Below are 20,525 nucleotides of genomic sequence, written 5' to 3'. Positions count from 1 at the left end.
GGGTAGAGAAATACGCAGCATCTTTTCAGAAACTGGCAGATACTTTTTATGGAATGCCATATCGCAGAGATTACCTGAGCAGCAGGCAGGTTGAGCGGATCATGGAGGATACAAATGCCAAAGTCTGCTACAGATGCTATCAGAGGGAAATCTGCTGGGGTGAACATAAACAGGAACTATGCAAAGGCGTGGAAGCGCTGGTGCGGTCTATGGAGAGCGGAAACGAGGATGATATTCGGAGCATCCGGGCTGACTGGACAAGCATATGTCCCCGTTCTGTACAGTATTATGAAGCTGTTGCGGAGAACTTCCAGAGAGAGAAGCAGAACCTGATATGGGATAACCGGATGATCGAGAATCGACTGGCGGTGGCACAGCAGCTGATGGAGGTTTCCAGAATCATGGAAAATGTGGCAAGTGATCTGTATGATCTGGAGCGGTGCACCCCACAATTCGAGGAAGACCTTCGCAAGAGCCTGAGAAAAAATCATGTGATTCTTCGTCAGGCATGGATGATGGATAAGGTGAAAGGCCGCAGACAGGTTTTTCTCACCATGCGTGCCAGAAGCGGGCAGTGTATTTCCATGACAGAGATTGCGCAGCTTCTTTCAAAATCCTGCGAAAGTTCCATGGTACCTGTAAATGGAAGCCGATGCATTGTAAATGGAGAATACCATACAGTTCATTTTATAGAAGATGTAAGTTACCAGGTTCTTTACGGGGCAGCCAGGCTGACCAGAGAAGAGGAAAAAATTTCCGGAGATAATTATGTGTGCAGACAGGAAGATGGGGGCAGATTTGTGATGTGTCTTTCTGACGGCATGGGTTCAGGGATGGAGGCATGTAAGGAGAGTGAAACAGTTGTAGAGCTTTTGGAGCAGTTTATGGAATCTGGGTTTTCCCAGGAAACAGCTGCAAAAATGGTCAACTCCGCTCTGGTATTAAAAGGCCAGGATGGCATGTTTTCCACAGTAGATATATGTGCAGTGGACCTATATACTGGAATCTGCAATTTTCTGAAGGCAGGGGCGGCATCGACTTTTATAAAAAGAGATCACTGGGTGGAGTCAATCACTTCGGAAAGCCTGGCAGCAGGACTTGTGCAGCAGATTGATTTTGAGACGGCATCCAGAAAGCTTTATCATGGAGATTACCTGATCATGATGACAGATGGAGTGCTGGATGCACTTCCAGACCAGAAAGAGGAAGAAACCATGAAGGAGATCATCATGGATGTCCATGAAGAATCACCGAAGGATTTCGGCAGAGGAATCCTGGAGCGGGTGCTGGGGTACAGTGATTACCATGCAAGAGATGACATGACTGTTCTGGTTGCCGGGGTGTGGAAGAAATAAATAAACATAAAAAGGATAAATGATGAAGAAAGAAGTTCTTGCTTACATAAAGCAAAACAAGATGATTAAAAAGAAAGATATGATTCTGGCAGGTGTATCAGGAGGAAGTGACTCCATGGCAATGCTGCATATTTTAAGAGAATTGCAGGAGGAAGTGGATTTTTCACTGAAGGTTGTTCACGTACATCATGGAATACGTGGACAAGAAGCTGACAGAGACAGCAGATTTGTGGAAAAGATCTGCAAAGAATGGCAAATCCCATGCAGTATCCACTATTATGATGTGCCGAAACTGAGCAGGGAATGGAAACTGGGTGAAGAAGAGACTGGAAGAATTGTCAGAAAAGAAGCCTTTGGCAAAGAAATCTCTTTTTATAGAGAAAAGTGGAAAAAAGAAAATAATCCGGGCAACGATACAGAAGACAGGAAAGTTAAAATCGCACTGGCGCATAATCAGGAAGATCTGGCAGAAACCATGATCCATAATTTATGTCGCGGAACCGGTCTGCGCGGACTTTGCACGATGCGCCCGGTGGCAGGAGAGATCATTCGTCCGGTCTTATGTTTAAGCAGAGGAAAAATTGCCCGGTATTTAGAGCAAGAGAGTATTCCACATATCCAGGACAGCACGAATCTGTCAGATGAATATACCCGAAACAGGATCCGTCATCATATACTTCCTATGCTGGAGCAGGAAATAAATGCGAAAGCAGTGGCACATATGTCTGAAACAGCGGAGAGGATTTCTCAGGCTGAGGAATATCTTACTTGCCAGAGTCTTCAGATATTGGAAGAATTCCATACGGATACAGGATATTATTTTACAGAAAAATTCTTTGTGCAGCCTCAGATTATCCAGACCTATGCATTACAGCAGGCGATGGAAAACCTGGCAGGCAGGCGGAAAGACATATCCGCAGTCCATTATGAGAAGGTTCTTGCACTTTACGAAATGCAGACGGGAAGAAAAATCAGCCTGCCCTATTGTATGGAGGCAAGAAAAGATTATGATGGCGTGAAACTTTATCTTCTGAATAAAGAAGAGAGAAGAAAAAGGAAAACAGAAGAGTGGGAACTTATAGTTCCGGGAAAGGCTATCTGTCCGCTGGGGACTTTTTCAGCAGAAATATTTTTATATGAAGGACAGAAGATTGAAGAAAAAAAGTATACGAAATGGCTGGATTATGATAAAATAAAAAAGAATCCGTGTATTCGAACCAGAAGAACCGGAGATTACATGATCATCAATGCGCAGGGAAACACAAAGAAACTCAATCGCTGTATGATCGATGCGAAAATCCCGGCAGATCAGAGAGAGAAAATTCCTCTGGTCGTGTGTGAGAATGAGGTTCTGTGGATGGTTGGAAGCCGGATGAATGAGAGGTATAAAATTAACCCCCAAACCAGGAAGGTGTTAGTATTAAATTACCAAGGAGGATATCAAAATGAGTGAGAAAATCAAAGTTTTACTCAGCGAAGAGGAAGTTGATTCCCGTATTAAGCAGATCGCAGCAAAAGTCAGCAAGGATTATGCAGGTAAGGAGATTCATTTAATCTGTGTATTAAAAGGCGGTGTATTCTTTACATGTGAACTTGCCAAAAGAATTACTGTACCGGTTTCTCTTGACTTCATGTCCGTATCCAGCTACGGCGACGACACAAAGTCCAGCGGTGTTGTAAAGATCGTCAAAGACCTTGACCAGCCACTGGAAGGCAAAGATGTTCTGATCGTAGAGGATATCATTGACTCAGGAAGAACATTAAGCTATCTTATTGAGATTCTGAAACAGAGAAATCCAAACAGCATCCGTCTCTGTACATTACTGGATAAACCAGAGCGCAGAGTCAAAGATGTCAAAGTTGATTATTGCTGCTTCAATATTCCGGATAAATTCGTAGTAGGATATGGTCTGGACTATGCGCAGAAGTACAGGAATCTTCCATTTATCGGAGTAGTGGAACTGGGGGAAGACTGAAAGGAGATTTAACTAAGTGAACAAACAGCCAAGCAGAATTGGTCTGTATCTGGTGCTGATCATTGCTCTGGTAGCTGGATATTTCTATCTGAATAACCAGGTGGTTTCACAGAGCAGTTACACACAAAAGCAGCTGGAACAGGCTCTTGAAGACAACAAGGTGGTTGATGCAACGATTCAGCAGAACAGAGAAGTTCCTACCGGTGCAGTGATCGTGGATACCACTGATTCCGGTCAGAGAAAGGTCTATGTGACAGATGTCAATGAGGCAATCTCACTGCTGAATAAATACGATATTGATGTTACAACTCAGGATGTGCCTGGAGATAATGTATTTCTGACAACTTTGCTTCCTGTTCTTCTCACAGGGGCACTTGTGATCTTTCTGATCATGATGATGAACCGTCAGATGTCAGCCGGCGGCGGTGGAAATGCCAAGATGATGAATTTTGGAAAGAGCCGCGCGAGAATGTCATCCCCGGATGATAATAAGAAAGTGACATTTGACAAGGTTGCAGGTCTGCAGGAAGAGAAGGAAGATCTGGTGGAAGTGGTAGACTTCCTGAAATCTCCGCAGAAATACACAAAAGTAGGTGCAAGAATTCCAAAAGGAGTGCTGCTTGTAGGCCCTCCCGGAACAGGTAAAACACTTCTGGCAAAAGCGGTAGCCGGAGAAGCTGGAGTTCCGTTCTTCTCCATTTCCGGTTCAGACTTTGTGGAAATGTTTGTAGGTGTTGGTGCATCACGTGTGCGTGACCTTTTTGAAGAAGGTAAACGCCATGCACCGTGTATTATTTTTATTGATGAGATCGACGCAGTCGCAAGACAGCGTGGAACCGGTATGGGCGGCGGCCATGATGAGAGAGAGCAGACATTGAACCAGCTTCTCGTAGAGATGGATGGTTTTGGCGTAAATGAAGGAATCATTGTAATGGCAGCGACTAACCGTGTGGATATCTTAGATCCTGCTATTCTGCGTCCGGGACGTTTTGACCGTAAGGTTGCAGTAGGACGTCCGGATGTGAAGGGACGAGAGGAGATTCTTCGCGTTCATGCCAAGGATAAGCCTCTTGGAGAGGATGTAGATCTGGCTCAGATCGCGAGAACAACAGCCGGATTTACAGGTGCTGATCTGGAGAATCTTCTGAATGAAGCTGCTATCGAAGCGGCGAGACAGGGAAGAGGATTTATCCTTCAGTCAGATATTAAGGGAGCTTTTATCAAAGTCGGTATCGGTGCAGAGAAGAAGAGTAAAGTAATCTCTGAGAAAGAGAAGAGAATTACAGCTTACCATGAATCCGGACATGCGATTCTTTTCCATGTACTTCCGGACATGGATCCTGTTTATACGATTTCCATTATCCCGACAGGAATGGGTGCAGCCGGTTATACCATGCCGCTTCCTGATAATGATGAGATGTTTAATACCAAAGGACAGATGCTGCAGGATATCACGACTTTGTTAGGTGGACGTGTGGCAGAAGAGATTATCTTTGGGGATATTACGACGGGTGCATCCAACGATATCAAACGTGCGACAGCTACTGCGAGAAGCATGGTAATGAAATATGGTATGTCTGACAGACTAGGTCTGATCTCTTATGGTGATGACGATGATGAAGTATTTATCGGAAGAGACCTGGCTCATACCAGAAGTTACAGTGAAGACGTAGCCAAGGCAATTGACGAAGAAATCCGCCGTATTATCGGTGAATGTCACGACCAGGCGAAGAAGATTATTCTGGAGCATGAGGACGTTCTTCACAGGTGTGCAAAGCTTCTTCTCGAGAAGGAAAAGGTGCACAGAGACGAATTTGAAGCACTTTTTACAACAGAAGAAAACGAAACAGAAAATAGCAATATATAATATATACAAAAAAGTGTGCCGAATTTTGTGAAGTTTGTGCACACTTTTTCCTTGCCTCATGCTATTATATAAATCGTAAAAACCCCCCAATACATTATATAGTTTTTGCTACACCCCATAAGAAGAAATACCTTCTCCAAAAAAGCCAGCTTATCCCGCTGGCTTTTTTACTGCCTTAAAAATACGCTGATAAGCAGATATCCCAGGAAAAGACGATATTGTCTTTTCCTGATTTTTTTACCATATACATGGCACTGTCTGCTAATTCCTGAAATAATCTTTTTCATACGATGTCCTCACTTTCGGAAACAGGTTTTTGTACCGAAAATAATAATTAATTATAGCTGCATTATATCGGATTTGTGAAAATATCACAAGGATAAACTGCGAAAAATATAAAAACATGTGGATTTTCATGGAATATCGGAGAGAAAAAATATATAATCAAAGAAATGAATGAAGATATACTTGTGCAGAATCACTGAATAGATAAGTATTTTTGGGAAAAACAGATGGTTGTCAGATGGTTTATTTTAGGATAAAATAATAAAATGATAAATGACAGAGAGGACTGGACGGAAATGGAACATGAAAAAGCAGATATAAAAAAAAGAATGCAGTACATCCTGAATATGCGTCCTGTGTTTAATAAAGAGGCGCTTTTCAGTGACGGAACAGAATATTACAGAACACCTGCAGAACCAAAGGCAGGAGATACAGTAACGATCAAATTCCGTACCCAGAGAAATAATGTAGATTCTGTATATCTGGTAAGCCAGGAGCAGCGTGTGCAGATGGAGATTTGCGAGACAGAGAACGGATTCGATTATTATTCTGCCCAGGTAACCATTGGAGAAGACATCTTCCGTTATTATTTTGAGATACAGTATGGCTGGGTAACCTGCTATTATAATAACATTGGAATCAGTACGAAGCATGAAGGCAGAATGGATTTCGAGATCTATCCGGGATTTGATACACCGAAGTGGGCAAAAGGTGCGGTTATGTACCAGATTTATGTAGACCGCTTCCTAAACGGAGACCCTACCAATGATGTTGTAACCGGAGAATATCATTATATTGGAGATAAGAGTGTACAGGTAGAACAGTGGAATAAGATTCCGGCAGTGATGGGTGTGCGTGAATTTTACGGCGGTGACCTGCAGGGAATTATGAATAAACTTGATTATCTGCAGGATCTGGGTGTTGAGGTTATTTACCTGAACCCAATCTTTGTCTCTCCAAGTAATCATAAATATGACTGCCAGGATTATGACTATGTAGATCCTCATTACGGCAGGATTGTAGAAGACTGTGATGAAGGAATCCTTATCGGAGATGACAGTGATAATTCCCATGCATGGAAATATATTAAGCGTGTAACCGACAAGAAGAATCTGGAAGCCAGCAATGAGCTGTTTGCCAAGCTGACAGCAGAGATTCACAGAAGAGGAATGAAGATTATCCTGGATGGTGTATTTAACCATTGTGGTTCCTTCAATAAGTGGCTGGACAGAGAGCGTATTTACGAGAATCAGGAAGGATATCCGAAAGGAGCTTATATCTCAGCAGACAGTCCGTACCGTAACTTCTTTTCTTTTAATGATCAGAATGCCTGGCCGTATAATACCACATATGATGGCTGGTGGGCACATGATACGCTGCCTAAGTTAAATTATGAAGGTTCCAGGGAATTGTATGATTACATCCTGCGTATTGGACAGAAATGGGTATCAGCACCTTACAATGTAGATGGATGGAGACTGGATGTGGCAGCAGATTTAGGACACAGTAATGACTTCAACCATCAGTTCTGGAAAGATTTCCGAAAAGCAGTGAAGGCTGCAAATCCAAATGCGATTATTCTGGCTGAACATTATGGAAATCCGGAAGGCTGGCTGAAGGGTGATGAATGGGATACAGTCATGAACTATGATGCGTTTATGGAACCACTGACATGGTTTCTGACAGGTATGGAGAAACATAGTGATGAATATCGTGAGGATCTGCTTGGAAACAGTGAGGCATTTATCGGAGCCATGAAAACTCATATGAGATCCCTTCATATGTCAGCTCTTCAGTCTGCGATGAACGAGTTATCAAACCATGACCATTCCAGATTCCTGACCAGAACGAATCACAAAGTCGGACGAATTTCTTATGCAGGCGCAGAAGCTGCATCAGAGGGTGTAAATCCGGCAGTTATGCGTGAAGCGGTTGCCATCCAGATGACATGGCCGGGTGCACCGACAGTATATTATGGAGATGAAGCAGGACTTTGCGGATTTACAGATCCGGATAACAGACGTACGTATCCATGGGGACGTGAGGATTATCAGATGATTGATTTCCACAGAGTGATGATCCGTATCCATAAGAACTATGAAGTATTAAAGACAGGTTCGCTGGGATTCCTCTGGAATGATTATCAGGGACTCTGCTATGCAAGATTTTCAAGAAAAGAGCAGATGATCGTGATCATAAATAACCAGGCAGAGAGCCGCGACGTGGAAATTCAGTTATGGCAGGCAGGCATCAGTCGTCTTGCAGATACGAAGCTTAAGAGGATTGTTGTGACATCCGCAGAAGGATTCACGGAGGAGCCGGAAGAATATACAGCCACCGCCGGAATATTAAAGATTACTATGCCGGCATTTGGCGCGATGGTATTGCATCGTAAGAATTAATAGAAAAAACAGTGAAGATATAGAATAGCAGCAAAGGCAGTTTCTTTTTTTGATAAGAGACTGCCTTTGCTGCTGTTATTGTTCCTTCTGTTTTCAATAGTATCTTTGTTACTGTTCACACACCTCGCGGGATAGTAGACTGCTGAATAGTTACAAATAAATACAAAAAAGGTTCAGACAATTGTCTGAACCTTAGTGGATGGAGAAGGATTCGAACCTTCGAAAGCGTTGCTAACAGATTTACAGTCTGCCCCCTTTGGCCACTCGGGAATCCATCCTTGAACCGAAATTTATTATATATGAAACAGACAAAGAATGCAAGAACTTTTTTTACAAAAATAAAAATTATATCCGTCTAATTTTGTTTGTCATTTTTTTAGCAAAATGGTAGACGAAAAAGCAGAAATCTGGTAAGATAACCATATCTGGATATAGATTTACTTCCATATCAAAGATTGATTAGAGTGACTGGGAAAGAACAACAGTTACTACAGATTAGGAGGAATTTATCATGTTAGTAAGCGCAACAGAAATGCTGAAAAAAGCAAAAGCTGGTCATTATGCAGTTGGACAGTTCAACATCAACAACCTTGAGTGGACAAAGGCTATCCTTTTAACAGCTCAGGAACTGAACTCTCCTGTAATCCTTGGTGTATCCGAAGGTGCTGGTAAATATATGACTGGTTATAAAACAGTTGTTGGTATGGTTAACGGAATGATGGAAGAACTGAACATCACAGTTCCTGTAGCTCTTCACCTTGACCACGGCAGCTATGAAGGATGCTTAAAATGCGTTGAAGCAGGATTCTCATCCATCATGTTCGACGGATCTCATTATCCGATCGAAGAGAACGTTGCAAAAACTAAAGAACTTGTTAAGATCGTTGCTGACCATGGAATGTCTCTGGAAGCAGAAGTTGGTTCCATCGGTGGTGAAGAAGACGGTGTTGTAGGAATGGGCGAATGCGCAGATCCTCAGGAATGCAAGATGATCGCAGACCTTGGCATTGACTTCCTTGCAGCTGGTATCGGTAACATCCACGGAAAATATCCGGCTAACTGGAAAGGATTAAGCTTTGAGACTCTGGATGCAATCCAGAAACTGACAGGAGAGATGCCTCTGGTACTTCACGGTGGCACAGGTATCCCGGCAGATATGATCAAGAAAGCTATCGACCTTGGTGTATCCAAGATCAATGTAAACACAGAATGCCAGCTTTCTTTCGCAGCAGCTACACGTAAATACATCGAAGAAGGAAAAGATCAGCAGGGTAAAGGATACGATCCTCGTAAACTTCTTGCACCTGGCTTCGAAGCAATCAAAGCTACTGTTAAAGAGAAAATGGAATTATTCGGATCAGTAGACAAAGCCTGAGACATAAAGGCATAAAGAGAGAACAGACTCTGACAGGATTGACCTGACGGGGTCTGTTTTTTTCTTCTTTTTATGACATAAAAAATGTATATATAAAAAAATCAATATCTGAAAAATTTATCATGTTTCTTGATTTTTTATCATGGCGAAATCCTGCTGAAAAATTTACAATATACTCAAGTTAAGAAACAGAAAACGTCATAGGAAAAGGAGAGAAAACGATTATGAAGATGAAGAAAGTAACAGCAATGGGAATGGCAGTACTTATGGCAGCAACTATGATCCCGGCAGTACCGGCAATGGCTGATGACGCTGGAAAGGTTTATTACTTAAACTTCAAACCAGAGCAGGATGAAGACTGGCAGAACCTGGCAAAAGAATACACAGAGGAAACTGGTACAGAGGTAACTGTTGTTACAGCAGCTTCCGGACAGTATGAGACAACACTTCAGTCAGAAATGGCAAAGAGTGATGCTCCTACCTTATTCCAGGTAAACGGACCGGTTGGCTTGAAAAACTGGAAAGATTACTGCTATGACCTGAAAGATTCCGATATTTACTCACAGCTGACATCTGATTCCTACAGCTTAAAGGATGGAGATGCAGTGGACGGAATCGCATATGTAATCGAATCCTATGGTCTGATCGTAAATAAGACCTTACTTGAAAAAGCAGGATATACTCTGGACGATATTAAATCCTTTGATGATTTAAAGAAAGTTGCTGATGATATCCAGAGCAAAAAAGATGATCTGGGAATTAAGGGAGCATTTACTTCCGCAGGTATGGACGGATCCTCTGACTGGAGATTTAAAACACATCTTGCAAACCTTCCAATCTACTATGAGTACAAAGAAGACGGAATCGATGATACAGATGCGATCAAAGGTACATACCTTGATAACTACAAGAATGTATTTGATCTTTACATTACAGATTCTACCTGTGACGGTTCTGAGCTTTCTGCAAAAACTGCAGATGACTCCAGAAATGAATTTGTAAATAGTGAAGCAGTATTCTATCAGAATGGTTCCTGGGAATATAGTGAACTTGCTAAAACATTCAAAGATGATGAGCTGGCTATGATCCCGATTTACTTTGGTGTAGATGATGCAAACGAAGGTCTTGCAACTGGTACAGAGAATTACTGGTGTGTAAATAAGAATGCATCTGAAGCTGATGTAAAAGCAACACTTGATTTCATGAACTGGTGTGTAACCTCTGAAGCAGGAACAAAATCCATGGCTGAAGATATGGGATTCACAATTCCTTTCAAAACAGCAGAGGCACCAAGCAACGTATTTGTAAAACAGGATGCAGAGTATACAGAAGCTGGTCTGACACCTGTATCATGGAACTTCACAACAATGCCATCTGAAGAGTGGAAAAACTCTCTTGGATCTGCTCTTACAGCATATGCAGCAGGATCAGGTTCCTGGGATGATGTTAAGAGTGCGTTTGTTGACAACTGGGCAACAGAGAAGGCACTTTCTGAATAATGAATTAAAAAATAAGGGAGGCAGAGATTCCTGTCTCCCTTTTATAGATTCTAAGCAGAGAATGGGAAGAAGAGGAGAGATTTACCATGGTAGGAAAAACAATCAAAAAGTGGTGGCCAATTTTCGTCCTGCCTACACTGGCTGCATTTATAATTGGATTTTTGTGGCCGTTTATCTGGGGAATTTACCTTTCATTTTGTAAATTTACCACAGTGCAGGATGTTACTTTTGTAGGATTTTCAAACTATCAGAAAATATTACTTGACAATACTTTCAGCCATGCGTTCTGGCTGACTGTAGCATTTGCCTTTATATCCAGTATTCTGATCAATGTTCTGGCATTTGCCATTGCACTGGCGCTGACAAAGGGATTCAAGGGCACCAATGCATTCAGAACTGTATTCTTTATGCCAAACCTGATCGGTGGTATTGTTCTTGGATACATCTGGCAGACCTTATTAAATGGTCTGTTATCCAAATGGGGACAACCGCTGCTGGCTTTGTCTGCAAAGAACGGATTTATCGGTATGCTGATCCTTCTGTGCTGGCAGCAGATCGGATATATGATGATCATTTATGTGGCAGGTCTGAATAATGTTTCACCTGATCTTATCGAAGCGGCACAGATTGACGGAGCTACATCCAGACAGATTCTGTTCAAGATTAAAATACCGATGATCATGCCGTCTGTTACAATCTGTACCTTCCTTACACTGACAAATGGATTTAAAATGTTCGACCAGAACCTTTCTCTTACAGGTGGAGATCCTGCCAAGCAGTCTCAGCTCCTTGCCTTGAATATCTATGATACATTCTATGCACGAAGCGGACCACAGTGGAAGGGAATCGGTCAGGCAAAAGCGGTAGTATTCTTTATTCTGGTTGTAGCCATTGCCCTGATTCAGCTTAAAGCAACATCATCTAAGGAGGTACAGCAGTAATGGAAAACAATAAAAAGAAAAGTATTATTCCTACAATTATATTAACCATACTGTCCCTTCTCTGGATTTATCCTATTATACTGATCCTTTTAAACTCTTTAAAAAAGGAATCAGCCATTACAACTACAGGAGTATTTGAACTTCCTCTGGGTGAAATATGGAATGGAGTTACAAACTATGTAGCCAGCGTAACACAGATGGATTTCCTGAAATCTTTTTGGTACAGCCTTGTGATCTCAGTTATGTCAGTAGTACTGATCCTGCTGTGCTGCTCTATGTGTGCATGGTATATTGTCCGTGTAAATGGAGCGCTTTCCAAGATTTTATACTATCTGTTCGTATTTAGTATGGTAGTTCCTTTCCAGATGGTTATGTTCACTCTGGCAAAGACGGCAGATACACTGAAACTGAACACTCCTTATAATATCTGTATTATTTATCTGGGATTTGGTGCAGGACTGGCAGTATTTATGTTCACCGGTTTTGTAAAGGGAATCCCACTGGAAATTGAAGAGGCTGCCCTGATCGATGGATGTAATCCGTTACAGGTATTTTTCAAGATCCTGATTCCAATCCTGAAGCCTACCATTATCTCCACTGCAATCCTTCAGCTGATGTGGGTATGGAATGACTATCTTCTGCCGACCCTGGTACTGGATATTAAGAAATACCGTACCATTCCTATGGCAGTACAGTACTTCCGCGGAAGCTTCGGTCATGTACAGATGGGACCGATGATGGCAAGTATTATGATCGATATTATCCCGATCGTTATTGTTTACCTGGTATGCCAGAAATATATTATTGAGGGTGTTGTTGCAGGCGCTGTAAAGGGATGATAAAATAGAGTTATCAGCAGGATAAAGATAGTTCCGTTGCCGGGCTATCTTTATTTGCTTTTCGATATATCCGGGGTGGATTATCGGAGTACAGTAAAAATAAGGCGGGGGACGCATATGTATAATGTATTAATTGTTGATGATGAGAAGATAGAGAGAGAGGGAATCAGATTTCTTCTTTCCAGAGAAGAAGGGGACTTTCATATTTTAGAAGCATCCAATGGGAAACAGGCATTGAATGTGCTGCGCAGTGAAAATATTGATCTGCTTCTCACAGATATAAAAATGCCGCACATGGACGGGCTGGAACTTTCGAAGCGTGCAAAGGAAGAAAATGAGGAACTGCAGATCGTGATATTCAGTGGTTATAATGATTTTACTTTTGCACAGGAAGCTATCCGGTATGGAGTAAAGGAATATGTACTGAAACCGGTAGATCCGGATATTTTTCATGAAACTATCGGCAAAATAAAACAGGAAATTGAAAAAAATAAAAATAACAAAATCCGCAGTCAGAAAGAACAGGATTTCCTACAGCAGTATTTTCTGCAGAATTACATTTATGCAGGAAAAGAAGAAATTCTGGAGAAAGCCAGGGATATGGTGGACCTGGAGAAATGGAATCAGTGGCACTGTGGGATTCTGATAGAATCTTCACAGGCATTTTTTGATACAGCAGATGATGATCTGGTAGAGAATCTTCAGAAGGAACTGCGCAGAGTATTTTTTTATCTGAATCTGAATGGCAGGCAGTCATTGCTTCTGTTTAATGATGTGTACTGTGACTATGTGCTGGTGGCAAATCATCTTTATTCTATTATGAAACGTCAGTATCAGGGGAGTTTTCATCTGGCTGTCAGCAGAAAGTTTGAAGGGTGTGAAGCTCTGCCGGAAATCCTGGCAGAACTGGAACAGCAGATGGAGGAGCGTTTCTATCATCCTGAAAATCATGTATTTACCAATGAAGAAGAGGAATTCCGTCATGTAGACAGGTCTGCGCAGGATTCACAGCTGATGCAGAGGATTTCCGAAGATATCAGCCGCAGGGATCTGGAGCAACTGATGATCCATTTTAAATGTCTGGCTGATAAATATAAAGAAAGTACACAGTTTTCAGCCATGTATATAAAATTTGTGTTTTCCAATGTGATCCAGGCACTTTTCGAGGAAACACAGTTTTCAGAGGAAAGGCGTCTGGATAAAGAAATCGATCGTCTGTATAACTGCACTGATATTTCTCAGATCCTTAAGGTTACAGAGGAAAATATTAAGGAGTACGGAGCTTTTCTGGAGAGGTCTATGAGTGAATCCAGAAATGAAGTGGCATCAGTGAAGAATTATATTTACCAGCATTATGCAGAAGATCTGAGTCTGGAGATGCTGGCGGAGAAGGTATACCTTTCTTCAGGATATCTAAGCTTTATTTTTAAGAAAGAGACAGGGATGAACCTGAATCGTTTTATCAGGGTGTTCCGTATGGAAAAAGCCAAGGAACTTCTGTGTGGTACAAATATGAAGGTAGCGCAGGTCAGCGAAGAGGTAGGCTTTTCCAATGTATCTTATTTCTGTCGTAGTTTCAGGGAATATTATGGCAGCAGTCCTGAATCCTACAGGAAAGGAACAGGTGAAGATGAAGAACATCCGAAAGAAATTTAGGGATATGAAGTACCGTCATAAGCTGACGATCCTCCTTGTGATCGCAAGCCTGGTTCCTATGACGGTACTTGCTTTATACAGCCATATCAGCATGAGCCGTCTGGTACGGCACAATGAACTGGAGGATACATCCTCCATTCTGGAACAGACCAGGGAGAGCATTGACAGCCAGATAGAGATTTTTACCAGCCTGCTCAACTATCTTACGTACTCACCGGACATTGAAGAGGTGATTAATGAGAAAAGTATGGATAATTATATGGCATATGAGAAATATACCTATATTGTGGATCCTCTTCTGACTGTGCCGAAGTCATATCATGATGCTATTGAACAGATTCAGCTTTTTGCACAGAGTATTAAGGTTCGCCATGAATATACACTGGTGCCTTTAAGCGAGATGAAGCAGGAATGGTGGTGTGATTCTCTCACTGATGATGTGCAGGTGCAGTGGATGGTGAATACCGAAAAGCCGGAAATCGTGGCAGTCAGACAACTTTACAACGGAAAGGAACTGGAGGCTGTTTTATGCATTACTCTGGATTACAATAAGATCTTTAAACCACTGAATAATGTGATCGTAGAGGAATCCGGAGGAATGGTTCTGGACAAATCAGGAAATATTTTGTACCGCAGAGAGGAAATACAGGAGAATGATCTGGCAGATAAGACAGATTCTCAGGAAGTGCTGGAAGCCGTGCAGAAGAATTATGTATCTGTAAGCAGCATCAGCAGGGATACAGGATGGGAATTTTATCTGTACAAGACCAGAAAATCCATTGAACAGTCAGTATATCAGATGTTGCTGACAGAGATACCTCTGATCATAGGATGTGTACTGATCATTTTTATCCTGGGACTGGTTTTTTCCAGATTGTTTACCAGGAAGATTGAACAGCTTACAAGAAATATGGATCAGGTGAACCATGGCATCAGGGAAGTTACAGTTTACAGTGATTCGGAAGACGAGGTGGGACTTCTGATCCGCAGCTTCCGAAGGATGATGGGGGAAATCGACAGGCTGATCAGTGAAGTATATGAGAATAAGATTGCACTGAAGGAATTTGAACTGAAGGCTCTGACTGCACAGATCAATCCTCATTTCCTGTATAATTCTTTATCTATTATCAACTGGATGGCTATTAGAAGTGATCAGAAAGAGATTAGTAAAGTTACATTGGACTTATCTACGTTTTATCGTACAGCGTTGAGCAAAGGGGAAGATATGGTCACAGTGGAGAATTGTATCCGCAATATCCAGGCCTATCTGTCTATACAGCTTGTTATGCATGATAATGATTTTCAGATCGAATGGAACATTGATCCACAGGTGAAAACAGAAAAAGTACCGAAACTGATTCTGCAGCCGGTGGTGGAAAATGCTCTGGAACATGGTCTGGATGTGAAGGAAGAAGGGGAAAAAATCCTGAAACTTTCTTTTCTGGATAATGGCAGTGATGTGCTCCTGCGAGTGGAGGACAATGGACTTGGCATGGAGCAGGAGGTGGCACAGCGGCTGATCATGTATCAGGCAGAAGGTTATGGCCTGAAAAATGTCAATGACCGTATTTGCCTGTTGTATGGAAAGGATTATACTATCCGCATTTTGAGTAAAGTGGGCGAAGGTACCAGGGTAGAGATGAGGATCCCGAAAGGAGAAATATCATGAGAGCAGAGAAAAGCGGCAAAAACAACAGATATAAGATGATATTTCTGGTGAGTATCATGGCTGGGCTGATCGTAACAGCAGGATGTAGTAAAACATCTGAAGATAAAGTGAAGGGATCAAAGACACAAAGCAGGATGACACAGGAAGATTCTGAGCAGTGGGAGAAGGCGCAGACAACACCTTATGACAGATATCCGGAAACAGTGACCTATACTCTGGCACAGATGAGTGGGGCAAATAATTCAAATATGCCTCAGGGTGCTACTTATGAGGATAATGCTTATACCAGATATCTGAAAGAGATGCTGAATATTCAGAATGAGAATACTTATATGGAAAGTGAGGACAGATATAATGAATTTGTAAATGTGCTCATCAAGGACAGGACCCTGCCTGATGTGATGGTGATTTCTGACAAAAATACGCTGGATGAAATGGTGGAAAACGATCTTGTGGAAGATCTGACGGATGTGTATAACTGCTGTACTTCTGATAAGATCAAGGAAATGTATGACAGCTATGGAGCTGAACTTCTGGATTCTGTACGCTATGACGGAAGGCTGATGGCAATGCCGGAGACTGTTATCGATCATGGCCCGTGTCTGCTGTGGCTCAGAAAAGACTGGATGGAACAGCTGGGGCTTGAAGAGCCGGAATCTCTGGAAGATGCATTTAATATAATAGAGGAATTTCAGAAAAACCGTATGGGAGCAGAAGATGGGGAAAATCCTATTGGTCTGGTATGTGATACTTCTCTGGTGGGGACTACCAGCAGCAGCTATTCAGTAGATCCTGTTTTTCAGGAATTTGGGGCTAATCCTCAGAGATGGCAGAGAAGTGAGGATGGAAGGATTGTTTACGGTTCACTGACAGAAGAGACAAAAGACGCACTGCAATATCTGAATAAGCTGTATGAACGTGGAATCCTGGATCAGAACTTTGCACTCCGGGCTTCTAATAATCTCAGGGATCTGGTGGTTAACGGAAAATGTGGAGCGTTTTTCGGACTTTGGTGGACCCCTAACAATCCTTTGATGGAAGAACATGAGAAGAATCCGGAATCAGACTGGGAACCTTATTATTTTCCGGCAGATATGAAGACTGCATCGGAAACCTATGCCTCATTTCGTGATAATAAATATGTGGTAGTCAGGAAAGGATATGAACATCCGGAAATAGTGATGAAAATACTCAGTGTACTGTTTGACTATACCAGGTATGAAGCAGATGATGCAGAGGAAGTCAACAGTTATTTTGCCCTGAATGTAGATCCTACAGCAAGACCACTGGTGATCAATGTAGATTATAATGAGGCTACTTATAAGGTAACGGAGGATATGCAGAAAGTTATTGCAGGGAAAATGCGGGAGGAGGAACTGAGTGCCATTGAGAAATCTTATTATTCAGCCTGTATGAATTATCTAAAAGGTAAAAATGTTACAGGGGAGGACTGGGCTGCTTACAAGTCAAGGATTTCAGCAGTAGGAGTACTGGTGGAGGCCCACTATCAGCCACCGGGTAAAATTTACCTGGAAACTTCGGATCTTGAGGTGCCACAGATGCTTCAGACTCTTGAAAGAGATGCATTTATCCAGATTATTATGGGACGGCAGCCATTATCCTATTTCGATGAATTTGTGCAGGAGTGGTATGCCCAGGGAGGAACTCAGCTTTTGCAGAATATCCGAGATAACTGCGATGAATAGAAAACGAGAAACGAAAGTATGAGTTACAGATACTTTCGTTTCTTTTTATATAATAAGCATTGGATAAAATGAAAATATGTAACTGTTCAGTATCTTTACAACAGTTGATGAAGAGTTACAAAAATATAACAAAAGCAGGGGAAGAAACTATGACGAAAAAGACGATCACAAAAAGGACATGGAAATTGCTTCTGGGAATCTGCATTGCGGCAGTATTGTCTATAGGAATTGGTTTATTTGCCTATATACATATGATCGATACCAAAACTCTGGGACGGAAGATTTCCATATATGGTTTGGATGTGTCAAAGCTTACAGCAGAGAAAGCACAGCAGAAGATAAATGAGGCATTTCATAACAAAAACATAATATTCCATGAAGATGGAGAGGATGTTTACAGTGTTTCTATGGCTCAGCTTGGATACAGCCTGGAGCAGGACAGTCTGAGAAATGAGTTGGAAACACTGCAACAGGAGAGGAGTCAGGATTTCAGGCTCTTTGCATCTGAGAAAGATTATACAATTGATTATCAGATCATTAAGAATGAAAATCAGGAAAAGACAGCTCTGGCAGCAGAGAACTTCGATAATAAAGAAAGAACAGAATCAGCGGATGCCCATATTAGATACAGTAAAAAGAAGAAAAAATATATTCTGGTTAAACAGGTTCAGGGAAATCAGATTGATGAAAACAGGCTGCTTAACTATGTGGAGGAAACTCTGGAGAAAAATTTTAAGACTAAACTGCTTGCATCTGATGTGAAGATCAATCTGGGTGAAGAAGTTTACCGCCAGCCGGATATTGAAGAATCTGGTGAAATGAAACAGAAGGTAAAGAAATTAAATAGTCTGCTGAAAAAATACCGCAGTACAACAGTTACTTATCTGTTTGGTGAGGAAACACAGGTGCTGGAATCAGATACGATCAGTTCCTGGCTGCAAATCAAAAACAGTGGTATCAGCCTTGATAAGGATGCGGTGGCAGACTACATATCGAATATGGCGAACAAATATAATACGATTTATGTTCCACGTGCCTTTCATACATCGCTGGGAACAGATGTGACAGTTTCTGATAATGAATATGGATACAGGATCGATCAGGATGCAGAGCTGACACAGCTTCTTGAAGATCTTAAAAGTGGTGAAAATATATCCAGAGAGCCGGTGTACAGCAGCAGTGGCATGAAGAGAAACGGAACAGATGATCTGGCAGGCAGTTATATAGAAGTCAGTCTTGATTCACAGCATTTATGGCTGTATAAAGATGGTGCGCTGGTTACAGAAACAGATATTGTCAGCGGCGCGCCGACAGCAGAACGTGAGACATACAGAGGTGCATGGCCAATAGCATATAAAGCAAGCCCGTTTACGTTAAGTAGTGATGAATATGGATATGCAGTGAACGTGAAATACTGGATGCCATTTGTTTATGGGCAGGGACTTCATGATGCATCCTGGCAGTCTGCATTTGGAGGAAACAGATATAAGACAGGAAATGGAAGTCATGGATGTATCAATCTGCCGGAAGATCAGGCAGCATTGATATATAATACGATAGATGGAGGATATCCTATTATTATTTATTAAAGATATATAGGATGGATTTCGTCTGTCTGATCAAAGAGAAAGAATAGAGGAGGTACAAACATGGAATTTCAGAATCTGATTGAAAAGAGGCGGAGTGTTCGTAAATACGCAGAGGGGAATACTGTGACTAAGGATGAAATTCTGAGTATGATAAAAGCTGCTCAGGAGGCGCCTTCATGGAAGAATTCTCAGACAGGACGTTATTACTGTATTATGGATACGAAGGATGTGGATCAGTTCAGACGGGAATGTCTGTCGGAAATGAATGCAGGTAAATGTGAGAATGCAGTATTGCTGGTCAGTACTTTCGTACATAACAGAGCTGGTTTTCAAAAAGATGGAACTGCGGATAATGAACTTGGAAATGGATGGGGATGCTATGATCTCGGACTGCAGAATGAGAACTTGATATTAAAGGCAGAAGAACTGGGATATGGAACTCTTATTATGGGGATCAGGGATGCGGATAAGATCAGAGAATTTTGTTCTGTTCCGGAAACGGAGACAGTTGTTGCGGTAATTGCGGTAGGCGTTCCGGGGGAAGAGCCTGGACGACCAAAGAGGAAGGATACAGAAGAGATAGTGAAGTTTTTGTAAGATCAGCTGAAGTGGACGCAAGCTCAAATCATTCTCTTCGGCTCGGTTTCGGGTCTTAAGAAAAGCTAAGCCCCGGAAAATCAGCTAAAAGCATTCGCAGATAACTCAAACTCGCTGCGCTCAGACAGTGAGTGATCTGCGAATAACGCAGATTTTCCGGGGCTAAGATTTTCTAAAGACCCTGCAAATGTCGCCGAAGAGAATGATTTGAGCTTGCTGGCTGTTGGCTGTGACTGAAACGGCTGAAGGAGAATGGGTATGGTGGTTTGTTGGTTTTGCGAAATAGAAAAGTTTCCTATATATAGTATGAATGGGACGGAAAAGCTGGGGTGTTGTGTATATATGGTATGTGGGTGCTGTGTGTAGGGCAGGGTTGGATGAGGGCGGAGGGATGGAATTCAGGTGTCAGATGGGATGAATGTCTGATGTGGACTGGGTGAATCCTGGAGTGTGTTTGAAACACGCTCTAAGGTGGAAATAAAAAAGTTTGTCAAATTATGAAATTAACTGTTGACATTGTGGTTTTTCGGTGTTATATTAGATGAGCTGTCGGAAATAATTGTTTATAAGATAAAAACAATTTAAATAGATTTCTGAAAGAAAAAAGAAATTAAAAAAAGTGCTTGACAACTTAAAACAAACATGTTAAAGTAATCAAGTCGCTTGAACAGAGCTGACAGTCATACATCTGGGGAACGTTTCGAGAAATCGAAAGAGTCCGAAAAACTTTGAAAAAAACTTAAAAAAGTGCTTGACAAAGAAAAACAGA

At 41.8% G+C, this 20,525-nt stretch carries 14 protein-coding genes and 1 tRNA gene; 14 read left to right on the top strand and 1 reads right to left on the bottom strand.

What is annotated here, in order from left to right:
- From AC058W_RS08995 to AC058W_RS08975, 5 genes are all read left to right on the top strand, one after another.
- A partial coding sequence (locus AC058W_RS08995; protein ID WP_479389989.1) for a SpoIIE family protein phosphatase occupies positions 1–1,355 on the top strand: 1,355 nt, incomplete at its 5' end.
- Positions 1,356–1,374: 19 nt separating this feature from the next.
- Positions 1,375–2,808: a tRNA lysidine(34) synthetase TilS gene (gene tilS, locus AC058W_RS08990; RefSeq protein ID WP_243009829.1), complete on the top strand. Its 1,434-nt coding sequence runs from the start codon at positions 1,375–1,377 to the stop codon at positions 2,806–2,808.
- Positions 2,801–3,331, top strand: a complete 531-nt coding sequence (gene hpt, locus AC058W_RS08985) for a hypoxanthine phosphoribosyltransferase (RefSeq protein WP_117677066.1) — start codon at positions 2,801–2,803, stop codon at positions 3,329–3,331. The genes tilS and hpt overlap by 8 nt, the downstream gene beginning before the upstream one ends.
- Positions 3,332–3,347: 16 nt before the next feature.
- Complete coding sequence (gene ftsH / locus AC058W_RS08980; protein WP_117677065.1) at positions 3,348–5,198, top strand: ATP-dependent zinc metalloprotease FtsH; 1,851 nt, start codon at positions 3,348–3,350, stop codon at positions 5,196–5,198.
- Between the two features lie 581 nt (positions 5,199–5,779).
- A complete protein-coding gene (locus tag AC058W_RS08975; RefSeq protein ID WP_334295140.1) occupies positions 5,780–7,885 on the top strand; it encodes a glycoside hydrolase family 13 protein in 2,106 nt (701 codons plus the stop codon).
- A gap of 196 nt (positions 7,886–8,081) precedes the next feature.
- Here the strand turns inward: AC058W_RS08975 and AC058W_RS08970 are convergent.
- Positions 8,082–8,163, bottom strand: a tRNA-Tyr gene (locus AC058W_RS08970).
- A 233-nt stretch (positions 8,164–8,396) separates the two neighbouring features.
- Here AC058W_RS08970 and fba point away from each other — a divergent pair.
- From fba to AC058W_RS08925, 9 genes are all read left to right on the top strand, one after another.
- Positions 8,397–9,260, top strand: coding sequence for a class II fructose-1,6-bisphosphate aldolase (gene fba, locus AC058W_RS08965; protein ID WP_117844000.1), 864 nt, complete (start codon positions 8,397–8,399; stop codon positions 9,258–9,260).
- Positions 9,261–9,484: 224 nt separating this feature from the next.
- Positions 9,485–10,759, top strand: a complete 1,275-nt coding sequence (locus AC058W_RS08960; protein ID WP_117844001.1) for an ABC transporter substrate-binding protein — start codon at positions 9,485–9,487, stop codon at positions 10,757–10,759.
- 86 nt (positions 10,760–10,845) lie between these two features.
- Entirely contained in the window at positions 10,846–11,700 is an 855-nt protein-coding gene (locus tag AC058W_RS08955) for a carbohydrate ABC transporter permease (protein WP_117844002.1), read from the top strand.
- Positions 11,700–12,539 (top strand): carbohydrate ABC transporter permease, encoded by an 840-nt coding sequence (locus AC058W_RS08950; RefSeq protein ID WP_117844003.1) that lies wholly within the window; start codon positions 11,700–11,702, stop codon positions 12,537–12,539. Before AC058W_RS08955 ends, AC058W_RS08950 begins: the two co-directional genes overlap by 1 nt.
- Positions 12,540–12,656: 117 nt before the next feature.
- A complete protein-coding gene (locus tag AC058W_RS08945; protein ID WP_117844004.1) occupies positions 12,657–14,195 on the top strand; it encodes a response regulator transcription factor in 1,539 nt (512 codons plus the stop codon).
- Positions 14,092–15,864 (top strand): cache domain-containing sensor histidine kinase, encoded by a 1,773-nt coding sequence (locus AC058W_RS08940; protein WP_243009548.1) that lies wholly within the window; start codon positions 14,092–14,094, stop codon positions 15,862–15,864. Before AC058W_RS08945 ends, AC058W_RS08940 begins: the two co-directional genes overlap by 104 nt.
- Complete coding sequence (locus AC058W_RS08935) at positions 15,861–17,570, top strand: type 2 periplasmic-binding domain-containing protein (RefSeq protein WP_243009549.1); 1,710 nt, start codon at positions 15,861–15,863, stop codon at positions 17,568–17,570. Before AC058W_RS08940 ends, AC058W_RS08935 begins: the two co-directional genes overlap by 4 nt.
- Before the next feature lie 149 nt (positions 17,571–17,719).
- Positions 17,720–19,159 (top strand): L,D-transpeptidase family protein, encoded by a 1,440-nt coding sequence (locus tag AC058W_RS08930; RefSeq protein WP_117844005.1) that lies wholly within the window; start codon positions 17,720–17,722, stop codon positions 19,157–19,159.
- Between the two features lie 60 nt (positions 19,160–19,219).
- Positions 19,220–19,756, top strand: coding sequence for a nitroreductase family protein (locus AC058W_RS08925; RefSeq protein WP_117844006.1), 537 nt, complete (start codon positions 19,220–19,222; stop codon positions 19,754–19,756).
- Positions 19,757–20,525: the final 769 nt, after the last annotated feature.

It is taken from the genome of Blautia sp. CGZ-1-C1 (genome assembly GCF_056504575.1).
Note: the sequence above shows the minus strand (reverse complement) of the source record. Positions and strands in the feature narration are given on the sequence as shown.